This is a genomic window from Pseudomonas sp. GM33 (genome assembly GCF_000282295.1).
GTDB lineage: Bacteria > Pseudomonadota > Gammaproteobacteria > Pseudomonadales > Pseudomonadaceae > Aquipseudomonas > Aquipseudomonas laurylsulfatiphila.
Genome location: NZ_AKJO01000084.1, coordinates 1 through 14,541 on the forward strand (window position 1 = coordinate 1; position 14,541 = coordinate 14,541).

General features: G+C 60.5%; 13 protein-coding genes and 2 riboswitches. Of the genes, 7 read left to right on the forward strand and 6 right to left on the reverse strand.

The window, feature by feature from the left end; translation table 11 throughout:
• Positions 1–113 precede the first annotated feature (113 nt).
• On the forward strand, positions 114–698 hold the full coding sequence (nfuA, locus tag PMI26_RS15415) for a Fe-S biogenesis protein NfuA (RefSeq protein WP_007912592.1): 585 nt from the start codon (positions 114–116) through the stop codon (positions 696–698).
• A gap of 163 nt (positions 699–861) precedes the next feature.
• Here nfuA and cobM read toward each other — a convergent pair whose 3' ends face one another.
• From cobM to PMI26_RS15395, 4 genes are all read right to left on the reverse strand, one after another.
• Complete coding sequence (gene cobM / locus PMI26_RS15410; RefSeq protein ID WP_007974647.1) at positions 862–1,608, reverse strand: precorrin-4 C(11)-methyltransferase; 747 nt, start codon at positions 1,606–1,608, stop codon at positions 862–864.
• Positions 1,609–1,692: 84 nt separating this feature from the next.
• Positions 1,693–2,106, reverse strand: a complete 414-nt coding sequence (locus tag PMI26_RS15405) for a cobalamin biosynthesis protein (RefSeq protein ID WP_007974648.1) — start codon at positions 2,104–2,106, stop codon at positions 1,693–1,695.
• Complete coding sequence (locus PMI26_RS15400; RefSeq protein WP_007974649.1) at positions 2,103–2,810, reverse strand: CbtA family protein; 708 nt, start codon at positions 2,808–2,810, stop codon at positions 2,103–2,105. Before PMI26_RS15400 ends, PMI26_RS15405 begins: the two co-directional genes overlap by 4 nt.
• An 11-nt stretch (positions 2,811–2,821) precedes the next feature.
• Complete coding sequence (locus PMI26_RS15395) at positions 2,822–3,013, reverse strand: CbtB domain-containing protein (protein ID WP_007974650.1); 192 nt, start codon at positions 3,011–3,013, stop codon at positions 2,822–2,824.
• 122 nt (positions 3,014–3,135) lie between these two features.
• Positions 3,136–3,361: riboswitch (cobalamin riboswitch) on the reverse strand.
• Positions 3,362–3,574: 213 nt separating this feature from the next.
• Positions 3,575–3,787: riboswitch (cobalamin riboswitch) on the forward strand.
• A gap of 103 nt (positions 3,788–3,890) precedes the next feature.
• On the opposite strand from PMI26_RS15395, the gene cobW reads away from it, so the two are divergent.
• The 4 genes from cobW to PMI26_RS15375 all read left to right on the forward strand — a co-directional run bounded on the left by cobW (position 3,891) and on the right by PMI26_RS15375 (position 10,629).
• Positions 3,891–4,961 carry a cobalamin biosynthesis protein CobW gene (gene cobW, locus PMI26_RS15390; RefSeq protein ID WP_007974651.1) on the forward strand — a complete coding sequence of 357 codons (1,071 nt, stop codon included), beginning with the start codon at positions 3,891–3,893 and terminating at the stop codon, positions 4,959–4,961.
• A gap of 3 nt (positions 4,962–4,964) precedes the next feature.
• Positions 4,965–8,807: a cobaltochelatase subunit CobN gene (gene cobN, locus PMI26_RS15385; RefSeq protein ID WP_007974655.1), complete on the forward strand. Its 3,843-nt coding sequence runs from the start codon at positions 4,965–4,967 to the stop codon at positions 8,805–8,807.
• A 149-nt stretch (positions 8,808–8,956) separates the two neighbouring features.
• Complete coding sequence (locus PMI26_RS15380; protein ID WP_007974657.1) at positions 8,957–9,964, forward strand: ATP-binding protein; 1,008 nt, start codon at positions 8,957–8,959, stop codon at positions 9,962–9,964.
• Between the two features lie 119 nt (positions 9,965–10,083).
• Positions 10,084–10,629, forward strand: coding sequence for a VWA domain-containing protein (locus PMI26_RS15375; RefSeq protein ID WP_157222270.1), 546 nt, complete (start codon positions 10,084–10,086; stop codon positions 10,627–10,629).
• A gap of 121 nt (positions 10,630–10,750) precedes the next feature.
• On the opposite strand, the gene PMI26_RS15370 is transcribed toward PMI26_RS15375, so the two are convergent.
• On the reverse strand, positions 10,751–11,974 hold the full coding sequence (locus PMI26_RS15370; protein ID WP_007974661.1) for an NADH:flavin oxidoreductase/NADH oxidase family protein: 1,224 nt from the start codon (positions 11,972–11,974) through the stop codon (positions 10,751–10,753).
• A gap of 76 nt (positions 11,975–12,050) precedes the next feature.
• Between PMI26_RS15370 and PMI26_RS15365 the strand changes: the two genes are divergently transcribed.
• Positions 12,051–12,455 carry a MerR family transcriptional regulator gene (locus PMI26_RS15365; protein ID WP_007974662.1) on the forward strand — a complete coding sequence of 135 codons (405 nt, stop codon included), beginning with the start codon at positions 12,051–12,053 and terminating at the stop codon, positions 12,453–12,455.
• 12 nt (positions 12,456–12,467) lie between these two features.
• On the opposite strand, the gene PMI26_RS15360 is transcribed toward PMI26_RS15365, so the two are convergent.
• Positions 12,468–13,193: a hypothetical protein gene (locus tag PMI26_RS15360; RefSeq protein WP_007974664.1), complete on the reverse strand. Its 726-nt coding sequence runs from the start codon at positions 13,191–13,193 to the stop codon at positions 12,468–12,470.
• 395 nt (positions 13,194–13,588) lie between these two features.
• Between PMI26_RS15360 and PMI26_RS15355 the strand changes: the two genes are divergently transcribed.
• Positions 13,589–14,146 carry a hypothetical protein gene (locus PMI26_RS15355; RefSeq protein WP_007974666.1) on the forward strand — a complete coding sequence of 186 codons (558 nt, stop codon included), beginning with the start codon at positions 13,589–13,591 and terminating at the stop codon, positions 14,144–14,146.
• Positions 14,147–14,541 lie beyond the last annotated feature (395 nt).

The window sequence follows — 14,541 nt, forward strand, 5'->3', positions numbered from 1 at the left end:
TGCGGCAGCTCCTACACAGAGGATATCGTCGGAATCTTTCCTGACAAAAATACTGGGACTTTGTCCGGCGCGCCGATTGGCGTAAACTGCGCCCAAGCCTGCGAGGAGTTTCCATGACCGCTATTACCATTACCGACGCCGCCCACGATTATCTGGCTGATCTGCTCTCCAAGCAGAACACCCCGGGCATCGGCATCCGCGTCTTCATCACCCAGCCTGGCACCCAGTACGCCGAAACCTGCATTGCCTACTGCAAGCCGGGCGAAGAAAAACCCGAAGACACCGCGCTGGGGCTGAAAAGCTTCACTGCCTACATCGACCATTTCAGCGAAGCCTTCCTGGACGATGCCGTTGTCGACTATGCCACCGACCGCATGGGCGGCCAGCTGACCATCAAGGCGCCAAACGCCAAAGTACCGATGGTCAACGCCGACAGCCCGGTCAACGAGCGCATCAACTACTACCTGCAAACCGAGATCAACCCGGGGTTGGCCAGCCACGGCGGCCAGGTCAGCCTGATCGACGTGGTCGAAGACGGCATCGCCGTCCTGCAGTTCGGCGGTGGTTGCCAGGGCTGCGGCCAGGCCGACGTGACCCTGAAGGAAGGCATCGAGCGCACCCTGCTTGAGCGTATTCCCGAGCTCAAGGGCGTTCGCGACGTGACCGACCACACGCAGAAAGAAAACGCCTACTACTAAGGAGTTCGCTGCGAAATAAAAAAACGGCGCCCCGTGAGCGCCGTTTTTTATGCCCTATCGAAACCCCTGTGTAGGAGCTGCCGCAGGCTGCGATCTTTTGACTTTGATTTTTAAAAAACAAGATCAAAAGATCGCAGCCTGCGGCAGCTCCTACACCGGGGAGTTACGCTCTGTAGAGATGCGCATGCCCCGCGCGATACAGTGACGATTCGCTGAAATGGTCACTGCCCAGCACCCGTCCTACCAGTATCAACGCCGTGCGCCGAAACCCTTTGGCGGCAACCTTTTCGGCAATGTCCTCAAGCGTTCCCGTCACCCAATCCTGATCCGGCCAGCTCGCGCGGTGAACCACCGCAATCGGGCAATCGGCGCCGTAATGCGGCACAAGCTCCTCAACGATCTTCGGCAGGTGATTGACCCCCAAATGAATCGCCATGGTCGCGCCGTGCTGCGCCAGGCTGGCGAATTCCTCTCCGGGTGGCATGGTGGTTTTGTCGGCGTAGCGCGTCAGGATCACGCTCTGTGAAACGTCCGGCAGCGTTAGTTCTGCACCCAGAAGCGCTGCACAAGCGGCGGTGGCTGTGACGCCCGGGACGATTTCGAACCCAATGCCCAGCTCACGCAGATAACGAATCTGTTCGCCAATGGCGCCATACAGGCTCGGATCGCCGGAGTGTACCCGGGCCACGTCCTGGCCCTTGGCGTGGGCGGCCTTGAACAGGTCGATGATCTGCTCCAGGTGCAGTTCGGCGCTGTTGACGACCTGCTCGGCACAATGACCTTCCAGTACCGCGGCCGGCACCAGCGAGCCGGCATAAATGATCACCGGGCAACTGCGAATCAGCCGCTGGCCCTTGACGGTAATCAGTTCGGGGTCGCCGGGACCTGCGCCAATGAAGTAGACGGTCATCGTCGGTTCCTGTGGGAATAAAAGGGGCTGAACAGGGCTTCAGATGAAGAATGTTCATGATCGAGGCGGGGATTATCGGGGATTTTATGCCGCGCCGGCCAATGCCAGGGTTGCCTGGGCATATTTTTGTCGGGGGATCAGCAGTTTTGCCGGGGCCTGGGCCAGTTGTTCGGCCAGGGCCAGTGCGGCACTTTCCGCCACGCCGTAGCAACCGGTGCGTTCAAACGCTATTTGCGATTGATGGCTGAGTTGCGGTTCATAGGGGGCCAGTTGTTCGCTGCTGAAGTACAGCAATTCCAGGCCAAGCTGCTGAGCCAGTTCGATCAGTGCAGGTTCGTCGCGCTTCGAATCGATGCTGGCCAGGGCCTTGATTTCATGGCGGGCAATCTGGTGCGCCTCCAGTGCCTGGTCGAGCAGCGCCAACAAGGTGCTGACGGGGCAGCCCTTTTGGCAGCCCAGGCCGACCACCAGGGTCGGCGCTGTGCTGGCGTCCGTCATGCGTGGTATTGGCCATCGCTTTTGCGACGGAACAACCAGGCGCTGATCAGGCCCAGGGCCAGCCAGAACGCCACGTTGGTCAGTTGCGAAGCGATTTTGAATTGGGTTTCCAGTGCCTCCGGAGCGAGCATCGAATGCACTTGCGGTTGCGGTGCGCCAATCACATGGGGAACGGCAAGGATTGCCGCACCGAGGACTTTCATCAGCCAGTGACGGCTGAACACGATCAGCGCGATACCGACGGCGGTGGAGGCGGCGGTACCGATCCACCACAGTTGCCGTTGTGCCAGATCGGCAGCTGCCGTGCCTGGCAGTTCAGGTGGCAGACCGAGGGTCGGCGCGAGCACGAAGGTCGCATAACCGGCCAGGCCCCAGAGCAGGCCCTGGGAGGTTTTGGTCGGCGCACGCAAGGTGTACAGGCCCGCCAGCATCAGGGCGAAACCGACGGCCACCACCAGGTTGCCGCCAGTGGTCGACAGCACGCGCTGCCAGCCGTCTTCCGGCTCCCAGGCTTCGGCGTCGTGGGTGTGGGCAGCCATCGCGCCATCGGCGTGTTCATGCATTTCAACGGCAGCCGGTTCGGCTTTTTCGTAGGTTTCGGCCTGAAGAATCAGGGGCGCGACCCAGAAACTTTGCAGCAGGGTCAGCAACAGGGCGGCCAGCAGCCCGGTGAAACCTGCGGTTTGCGCAATACGCTTGATCATGTCAGCAGGTCTCAATGGCACGGGAACGCGGAGCTGTGACGGGTATCGTGGGCGGCATTGTGCACCGCTTCGATGTGCGAGAAACCGGCGAAATACACCAGACACGCGCCCAGGATCGACGCGCAGACGGCGGCGGTCAGACGTTGAGTCAGGGTAGAAGTGGTGCTGGCTGTAGTGTGGCCGGTGCTGCTGATGATCGACATGGCGTTTCCCTCTGGTCTGTCAGCGGGGAATCAAGAGCGCATGCAAAAACCTGCACGACCAGGCGCGCAGCGTTTCAAACAGCGCCCGCCCTCCGCGGGTTTGTTGTTTCAGTGATCGTTATGGTCACTTTATGTTGCGGGCCGGTCTCCGGGCTCACGAGGGGAAAAGGCTTGGGCCTGATCCTGCAAGCATCACCTTCCCATGCCGTAGTGGCACAGTGGATCTGATGCTTCGCTCGCTTACCGTTGCGGGGGCAGCACCGGACTGACATGGCTTTAGAGTAAAGCACATGATTCACCGGTTTCCCGTTTCACCCTGTGAAGGGCACCCGTAACAAGATGCGTAGGAGAGCATGGGCGAGGGTTGGGCGTCAATTGGCAAGGGTTCTCACCTGGATCGAAACGATCCCCTGTAGGAGCTGCCGCAGGCTGCGATCTTTTGATGTTGCTTTTTAAAATCAAGATCAAAAGATCGCAGCCTGCGGCAGCTCCTACAGGGGAAGCGTGCAGTCAATGAGGTTGGGGGCGCCGGGCAAAGATTGACCCGCCCCGATACCATGCGTAGCCTTGCGCTTTCGAGGTTCTTCGGCGTTTGTCGAAGCTAAGAAGGGAACGCGGTCAATGCCGCGGCTGCCCCCGCAACTGTGAACGGTGATGTTCGTTGCCACGCCACTGCAGGCTCAATCCATGAGGCCGGCGGGAAGGCGCAGCGAATGCCAGGCCCAAGGCCGGCACGCCGTCAGCCAGGAGACCTGCCTCGACACAGATTCTCACTTTCAACCGGGCGGGGTGATCCGGTGGCGAACTCTTCAGGCACGCGCATCTGCGTTGCCGGTTGTCGTCCCGTATGCCCGCCACACTAGTCATAGGGCATCCGATGAAAACACTGGCCAAACTTCCCGTCACCATCGTCACCGGTTTCCTCGGCTCGGGTAAAACCACGCTGCTGCGGCACATGCTCGACAACGCCCAGGGGCGCCGCATCGCAGTGATCGTCAACGAATTTGGCGAGCTGGGCATCGACGGCGAAATCCTCAAGCAATGCTCCATCGGTTGCACCGAAGAAGAAGCCAACGGCCGCGTGTATGAACTGGCCAACGGTTGCCTGTGCTGCACCGTCCAGGAAGAATTTTTCCCGGTGATGCGCGAACTGGTGGCTCGTCGCGGCGATCTCGACCACATCCTCATCGAAACGTCGGGCCTGGCCCTGCCAAAGCCTCTGGTCCAGGCATTCCAGTGGCCGGAAATCCGCAGTGCCTGCACCGTTGACGCGGTGATCACCGTGGTCGACAGCCCGGCCGTGGCCGCCGGCACCTTTGCCGCCTTCCCGGACCAGGTCGATGCCCAGCGCAAGCTCGACCCGAACCTGGACCACGAATCGCCATTGCACGAGCTGTTTGCCGACCAGCTGGCCAGCGCCGACCTGGTGATTCTCAACAAATCCGACCTGATCAACCCGACCGACCTGGCCCGCGTGCGCCTGGAAGTCGCCGAAGAGTTGCCGCCAGCGGTGAAAATCATCGAAGCCAGCAGCGGTCGCCTGCCGCTGGACGTACTGATTGGCCTGGGTGCCGGCTCCGAAGAACACATCGACAGCCGCCACAGTCACCACGACCATCATCACGATGGCGACGATGATCATGACGACCACGATCACGACGCCTTCGATTCGATCTCCATCGAACTGCCACAAGCCGACGAAAGCCTGCTGATGGACGCGCTGACCCAACTGGTGGTCCAGCACGGCATCCTGCGGGTCAAAGGTTTCGCCGCCGTTCCGAACAAACCGATGCGCCTGCTGATCCAGGGCGTGGGCACGCGTTTCGACAAGCACTTCGACCGCCAGTGGGGCGCCGAAGAGGCGCGCGTCACCCGTCTGGTGCTGATCGGCCAGGAGCTGGATGCCGCCGTGCTCGAAGCGCAATTGCGCGCTGCGCTCAGCGTGTAACCCATGCACCTGCTCAGGACCCAGCCCGGCGGTTTCGTGTCGGATGACAACATCGCCGACCTTGGACAAACCCCCGCCGAGCTGGTGGTCCTGTGCAGCGGCGACTCCAGCCTGGCGCTGCTCGCCGAGGCGGCGCAACAGTTGCCCGAGGATTACCCGAGCGTGCGCCTGGCCAACCCGATGCAGGTGCAGAACCATGCCTCGGTCGATTTGTACGTCGATGAGGTGCTACGCCACGCCAAAGTGATCCTGATTTCGCTGCACGGCGGCATCGCCTATTGGCGTTACGGCATCGAGCGCCTGGTCGAGCTGTCCCAGCGCGGCGTGCAGGTGATTCTGGTGCCGGGCGACGACCGCCCGGACCCGGAGCTCAGCGACCTGAGCACCGTCGGCGCCGAGGACCGCGACCGGCTCTGGCAGTTTCTGCGTCAAGGCGGCATGGGCAACGCCCTGGATTTCTTCCGCTGCCTGGCCAACCGCTGGCTGGCCCGCGATTACACCTGGGGCGAGCCGCAAACCCTGCCGCGCACCGCCATCTACCATCCGCACAAACATTCGGCCGCACTGAGTGACTGGCAGGCCGACTGGCACGCCGATCAACCGGTGGCGGCGGTGCTGTTTTACCGCTCGCATTTGCAGGCGGCGAACACCGCGTTCATCGATGTTTTTTGCCAACGCTTGCAGGCTGCGGGGTTGAATCCGTTGCCGATTGCGCTGGCCAGTTTGAAAGAGCCCGGCTGCCTGGCTGCGGTCGAGGACTGGCTGGATGAAGTCAGCGTCTCGGTGATCCTGAACACCACGGGTTTCGCCCAGTCCAGCCCCGAAGCGCCGCACCTGCGGCCGTTCCGGCGCAATATTGCGGTGATCCAGGCGATTTGTGCCCAGGACAACGAACCGGGGTGGCGCGCCAGTGAACAGGGGCTTGGCCCGCGCGATCTGGCGATGCACATTGCCTTGCCGGAGCTGGACGGGCGCATCATCAGCCGTCCGATCAGCTTCAAGGACCTGGCGTGGCGCAGTGAGCGCAGCCAGTCGGATGTGGTCTGCTACCGGCCGCAACCGGAGCGCATGGACTTCGTTGCCGAACTGGCGCGGCGCTGGGTCGAACTGGCGCGGGTGCCCAACGCTGAAAAACGCATCGCCTTGATTCTCGCCAATTACCCGACCCGCGACGGGCGCATCGGCAATGGCGTCGGTCTCGACACCCCGGCCGCGGCACTGAATATCCTGCGGGCACTGCATACCGAAGGTTATCCGCTGCCGGCCGAATTGCCGGACAGCGGCACCGCGCTGATCCAGCAGTTGCTGGGCGGCGTCAGCAACGATCTCGATACCCTCGACCTGCGTCCGTGCCGGCAAAGCCTGGGAATGGATGACTATCTGGCGATGTTCAATGCCCTGCCCGAAGCCAATCGCGCGGCGGTACTCGAACGTTGGGGCGCGCCGGAAAACGACCCGATGTGTCGCAGCGGACGGATGATGATCGCCGGCCTGCGCTTTGGCCTGACCTTTGTCGGCATTCAACCGGCGAGGGGTTATCAGGTCGACCCGAGCGCGGTGTATCACGACCCGGACCTGGTGCCGCCCCACGGCTACCTGGCGTTTTACTTCTGGCTGCGCCACACCTATGGCGCCCATGGCGTGATCCACGTCGGCAAGCACGGTAATCTCGAATGGCTGCCGGGCAAGGGCGTGGGGCTGTCGGAAAACTGCTGGCCGGATGCGCTGCTCGGGCCGCTGCCGAACATCTATCCGTTCATCGTCAATGACCCGGGCGAGGGCGCCCAGGCCAAGCGGCGCACCCAGGCGGTGATCATCGATCACCTGATGCCACCGCTGACCCGCGCCGAAACCTATGGCCCGCTGCGCAACCTCGAACTGTTGGCCGACGAGTATTACGAGGCGCAGCTGCTCGATCCGCGCCGCGCTCGGGAGTTGCAGCGCGACATCCTGCAACTGGTACGCGACTCGCACATCGACCGTGAACTGCAACTGGACGAGCCACTCGACAGCGATACCGACGCAGCGATCTGGTTGCCGCGTCTCGACACGTACCTGTGCGACTTGAAAGAGTCGCAGATCCGCGACGGCCTGCATGTGTTCGGCGAATCGCCCACCGGGCGTTTGCGTATCGACACCTTGCTGGCGTTGTTGCGCATTCCACGGGGCGATGGACGAGGAGCACAATCGAGTCTGCTGCGGGCGCTGGCCAAGGCGTTTGCGTTGGGCTTCGATCCGCTTGATTGTGCATTGGCCGAGCCGTGGATCGGGCCGCGTCCCGAGTCTCTTGTGGACGTCAGCGAAGATACCTGGCGCACGGCGGGCGATACCCGCGAACGCCTCGAGCTGTTCGCCACACAACTGATCTCGCAGGCATTGGCCGCCCCTTGTGGGAGCGAGCCTGCTCGCGATGGTGTGTCAGCCACATTGGTGCCAACTGACACTCCATCGCGAGCAGGCTCGCTCCTACAGGAGGCGGACTGGATTGAGGTGCAGGCCATTATCAATGGTTTGCGCGAGGTCATCGCCCCGCGCCTGGACGCCTGCGGCCCAGCGGAAATGCGCGGTCTGCTCGACGCCCTCAGCGGTCGCTTCGTCCCGGCCGGCCCCAGCGGTGCGCCGAGTCGCGGCCGCCTGGACGTGCTGCCCACCGGGCGCAACTTTTACTCGGTGGACGTGCGCAATTTGCCGACCACCACCGCGTGGCGCATCGGTTTCCAGTCGGCGAACCTGATTCTGGAGCGGCACCTGCAGGACCACGGCGATCATCTGCGCCAGCTCGGTCTGTCGGTGTGGGGCACCGCGACCATGCGCACCGGCGGCGATGACATCGCCCAGGCCATGGCGTTGATGGGCGTGCGTCCGGTCTGGGCCACCGGCAGTCAGCGGGTCGACGATTTCGAGATTCTGCCGTTGAGTTTGCTCGACCGCCCTCGGGTCGACGTGACCTTGCGCGTGTCCGGTTTCTTCCGCGATGCCTTTGCCAATCTGATCCGCCTGTTTGACGCGGCGGTACAAGCGGTGGCCGACCTCGATGAGCCGGACGACCTCAATCCGTTGGCGGCCAAAGTGCGTGCCGAGCGGGCAGCCTTGTTGCAGGCCGGGCTGGATGAAGACGCTGCGCGACGGCAGGCCGGCTGGCGGATTTTCGGGGCCAAGCCCGGTGCCTACGGCGCAGGCGTGCAGGGCGCCATCGACGGTCGCCTGTGGCAAACCCGCGAGGATCTGGCCGAGGTTTACCTCAACTGGGGCGGCTACGCTTACGGCGGTTCCGACGAAGGCACCGCCGCACGAGAACAGTTCAGCCAGCGCCTGAGCCAGGTACAGGCGGTGCTGCAAAACCAGGATAACCGCGAGCACGATTTGCTCGACTCCAACGATTACTACCAGTTCCAGGGCGGTATGCTCGCGGCGGTGGAAAGCCTGAAAGGCGAGGCGGCGGCCAGCTATCATGGCGATCACAGTCAGCCGGACCTGCCGAAGATTCGCACCTTGAAGGAAGAGCTGAACCGGGTGATCCGCTCCCGGGCGGCCAATCCGAAGTGGCTCGATGGGGTAAAGCGCCACGGCTACAAAGGTGCGTTCGAAATGGCCGCGACCGTCGATAATCTGTTCGCCTTCGATGCCACCACGCAGTTGATCGACGATCACCAGTACGCGTTGCTGGCCGACGCTTATTTGCTTGATCCGGACACCCGGGATTTTGTCCGTGAACACAATCCCCATGCCTTGCGCGACATGACGGAACGCATGCTCGAGGCGCAACAACGCGGGATGTGGAAGGAGCCGGGCGCCTACCGCGAGGCATTGGAGAATCTGTTGCTGGATATAGAAGAAGATGACTGACGCGCTTGAACCTGTGGGAGCGAGCTTGCTCGCGATAGCGGTCTGTCAGGCAACATCTTCTTCGACTGGACAAACACCATCGCGAGCAAGCTCGCTCCCACAGGGATTGGGGCGCCTGTGAGATCACCGACCATGACCGAGATAGAACAATGACCGACACTCCGCATTTCCCGCTCTCCGCCGTGGTCGGCGCCGATGATTTGAAGTTGGCCCTGTACCTGACCGCCATCGACCCGAAAATCGGTGGAGTCCTGATCGAAGGACCGCGCGGCATGGCCAAGTCGACCCTGGCCCGTGGTCTGGCGGACCTGCTGGCCAGCGGTCAGTTCGTCACATTGCCGCTGGGCGCCACCGAGGAGCGCCTGGTCGGCACCCTCGATCTCGACGCGGCGCTGGGCGAGGGGCGGGCTCAGTTTTCCCCTGGCGTACTGGCCAAGGCTGACGGTGGCGTGCTCTACGTCGACGAGGTCAATCTGTTGCCCGATCACCTCGTTGACCTGCTGCTCGATGTGGCCGCCAGCGGCACCAATCTGGTCGAGCGTGACGGCATTTCCCATCGGCACTCGGCGAAGTTCGTGCTGATTGGCACCATGAATCCCGAAGAGGGTGAGCTGCGTCCGCAATTGCTCGATCGTTTCGGCTTGAATGTCGCCCTTGGTGGCCACACAGCACCGGCCGAACGAGGCCAGATCATCCGCCGTCGCCTGGATTTCGACAGCGACCCGCAAGGTTTCTGCGCTGAATGGGAATCCGCGCAGGCGTCTTTGCGTGAACGTTGCCAGAACGCACGTAATGCGCTGGCAAGCATTCCCCTCGACGACCAGGCACTGGCACACATTACCGAGCGCTGCTTTGCCGCTGGCGTCGATGGTTTGCGCGCCGATCTGGTCTGGCTCCGTGCCGCCCGGGCTCACGCCGCCTGGCGCGGGGCGAACGCTATCGCCGAAGAAGATATCGACGCCGTCGCCGAGTTCGCCTTGCGCCATCGTCGTCGCGAACATTCGCCGCCGGCACCTGCGCAATCCCAAACTGCGCAACAAACCGTGCCGCAGAACGACAATCCGGGTGAAGGGCAGGGCCAGTGGGGCGAACTGCCTGCCCGGGCGCTGGCGACCGGCGCCCGACGTGAAGTGCCGAGCTGGCCAAAAAAGCCCTAGGCATTCGCCCTCGCTGCGACGCGGGGGTGAATGCCAGACCCCGAGCCGGGCGGTTGGACCACGGCAAGCAGGGCAAGCGTCACGCCGCCCGCAGTGGCTCGGTCAACTGGCCTGGCACTTTGCTCAATGGCCGGCCGCGTCAGCGCGACGACCTGATATTTCAACTGCGCACGCGTTCGCCCCATGAACTGTGGCTGGTGATAGTCGATGCCTCCGCATCGACCCGCCGTCATCAGGCATTGAGCGATGCCAAGGGCTTGCTGGCACAGTTGTTCGACGATGCCTATCGCCAGCGTGCGCGACTGGCGTTGCTCACGGCCAGCGGTGCTGCCCCCAAGTGGCAGGTGCAGGGATTGAAGGCCTCGACGGGGCTGCGCCATTGGCTCGATGACCTGGGTGCCGGTGGTGGTACGCCGCTGCTGGCGGCATTGAGTGAAGCCGGGCAGTGGCTTGCCGCGCGGCAGAAACGTTTTCCGGCAGAGCAGCAACGGTTGCTGGTGGTGACCGATGGCCGGTTGAAGGACTGGTCGCTGCTGCCGATGCTTGCGTGTCCGGGGCTGTTGATCGACATCGAACGTGGGCCGATCCGGCTCGGGCGCAGCAGAGTGTTGGCAGCGCAGTTGGAGGCTGAGTATCGGCACATCGACGAACTGATTCCGGGCTGAGTTCTCCTTTGCCCGGGCTGGCCTCTTCGCGAGCAAGCCCGCTCCCACAGGGGGGAACGCATTCCAAATGTGGGAACGGGCTTGCCCGCGAAGCGATGTATCAGCCACCACCCATTTCGGATTACTTACCCATCGCCTGCCGATACTGCCGGGTACGCTTGCCTATGTACAACCGGTCGACAATCAACGCCCATAGCGCCGAAACCTCAGGTCGGGTCTTGCGCCCACGGCTCAAGCGATGCAGCTGGAACTTCACCACCGCCATGCTCGCCAGCGCCGCCAGGGGTTTGCGCTTCCAGTGGATCGGCGGCAGTTGTGGGTGGCTGTTCTTGCCCTCGCGCCAATGCTTGACCAGGTGCGGTTCCACGGCCAGCGCAGTGCCGATGCCGGCCATGGCGATGCCGTTGTCGAGGACTTGTTCGACGATTGCCAGACGCCGGATCCCGCCTGTCACCATCACTGGCATGCGCGCCACGCTGGCCAGTTCACCGGCCATTTCCAGAAAGTACGCCTCCCGGGCCAGGGTCCGGCCGTCGCGCGCTTCGCCTTGCATGGCCGGTGCTTCGTAACTGCCGCCGGAGAGTTCCAGCAGGTCGATCGGTTGCTCGTTGAGCCACTGGATCACTTGCCGTGCATCATCGGCATCGAAACCACCGCGCTGGAAATCCGCTGAGTTGAGCTTTACCGACACACAAAACTGCGGCGACACCGCCTGGCGAACCGCCTCGACGACGGACAACAGCAGGCGCGCGCGATTCTCCAGCGAACCACCCCAGCGATCAGTGCGTCGATTGGTCAGCGGCGACAGGAACTGGCTGAGCAGGTAGCCATGGGCGGCGTGGATCTGCACGCCGGTAAAACCGGCTTTCTCCGCCAATGCAGCGCTGCTGGCGAAACGTCGGATCACCTCCTGGATGTCGTCCTCGCCAATCGGCTTGGGTTCGGCGAACATCTTCGAGAACTGGCCGAGATCCAGCGCAACCGCCGACGGCGCCAGTGCTTGCTGGCCGAGGTTGGCCATGGTCTGGCGGCCAGGGTGGTTGAGTTGCATCCAGAAGTGCGCACCGCCGGCCCGGCCGACACGGGCCCACTGGCGGAAGCGTTCCAGGTGTCGCTCGTCCTCCAGTGCGACACCACCGGGGCCGGTCATGGCGCGGCGGTCGATCATCACATTGCCGGTCAGCAACAAACCGGCTTCGCCTTCGGCCCAGGCCTGATACAGGCGAAGCAGTGCCTGATCGGGGACTTGATCGGTGTTGGCGAGGTTCTCCTCCATCGCGGCTTTGGCAATGCGATTGCCGATGCTCTGGCCGTTGGGCAAATTCAAGGTTTGGAAGGGTGACATGCTTGACTCCTCATACTGATAAGCAGAGGCTAAGCTTAAAGTTAACTTTAATGTCAAGCAGGCAAATGAGGTCGCAATGAAAATAGGTGAATTGGCGCAGTTGAGCGGCCTGACCGCATCGCGCATCCGTTTTTACGAGTCTCAGGGCTTGATCCGCCAAGTCGAGCGTTCTGCCAACGGTTATCGGCGTTACTCGCAACAGGCGCTGCAAACCCTGCAACTGATCCAATGCGCACAACAGGCCGGTTTCAGCCTGGAAGAACTCAAGCAGTTGCTCCCGGATAATGTGACCGGCGCGTTCAAGCATGATGAGCTGATGGCGGGCCTGTATCGCAAGGTCGAGCAAATCGAAGAGATGCAACGGCACCTGGCCCATAGCAAGGCGCAGTTGCTGGGGTGGATCGACACCATCCAGGCCAAGCCTGAGGGCATGAGTTGCGATGAAAATGCCGAACGGGTGATGACGTCATTCAAGCACTAGGTCAGCTCAGTGTTACGGTTGGCTTGGCAGAACAGTCTGCTTGACCGGGTAGGCAAATGATTCGTCGTCGTTAATGGTCGCAAAAACGGTTTGTACTTCCCCCGGCTTTATCGGCGCTGGAACGTTTGCCAAGTAGCTGATATATCGGTCTTGCTTCCAGTTAATTGGGTTCAGCCCCATCAGGTGGGGGAGCAACGTCGCTCCGTAATTCGCCTTCGACGGAACCGAAAAAATAGTGGTGATGGATGTTTTTATCGGAAAAAAGATTGCGCCCGGGTGAGTACCGCACAGTGGATAGTTTGGAGTGTTACGTAAACATGTTGAAGGTGGTTCCTGGCCTATGACCATATTGGTAGGCGGTGAACTCATATCGTTTACAAACACCGAAAATGAAATGCCCTTGCCTGGCAGGTTTTGCAGATTCAATTGAGACATCGTGAAGTTGAGGTTCGACAGAGTAGGTACCTGTTTCAAGATGTCCCCATCGCTGGTTACCGCCGTTACGATGAACGGGCCTGTGGCTACGGTCCCAACGACAGTCCCGGAGATGGATGTGGCACTTTTTGAAAGGGGAGTAGTGACGCAAACTTCCGGGCCATTCTGGCCAATGCGCCCTCTGTCGACCAAGTCGCGGCACTCTTCGTTGACCGTAGAGACAGTCGCGTCCTGATGGACGCTGCAGCCCGTTAAACCCATTCCCAGCGTTGTGCAAAAAAGTAGAGTTCTGGCCGTATTCATGTCCGATTCCCTTTGGTGTTGACAGTCAGTTACGGCGCCAGTATTTCCTCCTATGCTTCGATGCGTCTACTGTCATAGTTGACAGTAGTGATCAGTTTTTTCGGGTTTAAACAGATCTTTTTTCAAAGGGCACTACGCGCTCGGTACCGATGTCAAGCCTTCTGCGCGGCGAGTGGGATGGATCAGCTCATTGATGAGAGATAGACCGTGCCGCTATAGTTGCTGTTCACAAACTAAGAACTAAGGTGGGTTGTTTTTTTTGCAAAACTCCAGAAAGCAGCTGCGCGAAAATTTCGTGATAGATTTGCTCCGGGTCACTACAAAGCAACGAACAACCAAGGCCACAAAATAATCAATGGAAGGGTTGTAAATCTATCATGGAGGAGAGATCTATTATGTGGGATACGGACTTTACACAATCGTTCACGGCTCAACTTTTTGTCGATGATATGCCTGTGTCATCAGCGCACTGGGTTGTTTTAAAGCTGCTTGTAGATCCGAAGAATGGAGAGAGAGAGGGAGAGGAGTGGCTTGAGCTCCATCGCAAGCTGCTCAGTGATCTCATTGATAATGGCATGATGAGCTACGGGGAAGGTGTACTGCCCTATATCTTCTATTTCGAATATCACGACGACGTGTACACCATCAGGATTAAGGGAGATACCGGATGGTTCAATAAAACGGCAAGCATGGAAGGGGAATCTCGAAGTCTGAGCGAGTTTAAAGGAGACGATCCGACTTACTTTCGTATCATTAACAGCTCGGGTGACGTTGTTAAACTGGATGAGATTCCAGATGCAATCAGTGATGTTTATCTTGAAACCGGTCCGCAACGCCGGTCGGTTAAAACGTACTCTGGATATCCAACTTTCCCGGTTCTGACTGATGATCCACGTCGTAGCGGGAAACCTGTGCTTTTTAAATTAAAAATTATTGATCGTCATCCATCGTGATGGCAATTGAATAATGCCACGAAAAATTTGGATGTCAGGTGAGCAGTTAGTCGAGAGATAACGTTTGAGTTACCTTCAGACAACCTCTCTTGAAAATTTCGCGATTGACATCTGATGCCAGTCAGCCCCGTTTGACTGGCATTTTCTTTTCAAACGGACTGCTTGAGGGGGGGGCGCACGAACCTACACGCACCCATTTGTGACCTTCATACCCGCACCTGTAGCCAACGGTAGCGTCCACCGGTTGTGTGTTGGGTAACGCCTTTTCTGTAGATTTTGCCATCCCATTGATTCATCTCATTTTTCAAATGCGCTGGGAAACACGCTACCGGCTGTGGCACACTTTCTGCTGTCTATTCCGTTGTTACATACCAAGTTCCGGTATAGCGGAATAA

Coding starts and splice junctions, on each gene's coding strand:
- PMI26_RS15360 (WP_007974664.1), bottom strand. CDS start 13,193: ATGAATACGGCCAGAACTCTACTTTTTTGCACAACGCTGGGAATGGGT.
- PMI26_RS15400 (WP_007974649.1), bottom strand. CDS start 2,810: ATGATCAAGCGTATTGCGCAAACCGCAGGTTTCACCGGGCTGCTGGCC.
- nfuA (WP_007912592.1), top strand. CDS start 114: ATGACCGCTATTACCATTACCGACGCCGCCCACGATTATCTGGCTGAT.
- PMI26_RS15405 (WP_007974648.1), bottom strand. CDS start 2,106: ATGACGGACGCCAGCACAGCGCCGACCCTGGTGGTCGGCCTGGGCTGC.
- PMI26_RS15365 (WP_007974662.1), top strand. CDS start 12,051: ATGAAAATAGGTGAATTGGCGCAGTTGAGCGGCCTGACCGCATCGCGC.
- cobN (WP_007974655.1), top strand. CDS start 4,965: ATGCACCTGCTCAGGACCCAGCCCGGCGGTTTCGTGTCGGATGACAAC.
- cobM (WP_007974647.1), bottom strand. CDS start 1,608: ATGACCGTCTACTTCATTGGCGCAGGTCCCGGCGACCCCGAACTGATT.
- cobW (WP_007974651.1), top strand. CDS start 3,891: ATGAAAACACTGGCCAAACTTCCCGTCACCATCGTCACCGGTTTCCTC.
- PMI26_RS15355 (WP_007974666.1), top strand. CDS start 13,589: ATGTGGGATACGGACTTTACACAATCGTTCACGGCTCAACTTTTTGTC.
- PMI26_RS15380 (WP_007974657.1), top strand. CDS start 8,957: ATGACCGACACTCCGCATTTCCCGCTCTCCGCCGTGGTCGGCGCCGAT.
- PMI26_RS15370 (WP_007974661.1), bottom strand. CDS start 11,974: ATGTCACCCTTCCAAACCTTGAATTTGCCCAACGGCCAGAGCATCGGC.
- PMI26_RS15395 (WP_007974650.1), bottom strand. CDS start 3,013: ATGTCGATCATCAGCAGCACCGGCCACACTACAGCCAGCACCACTTCT.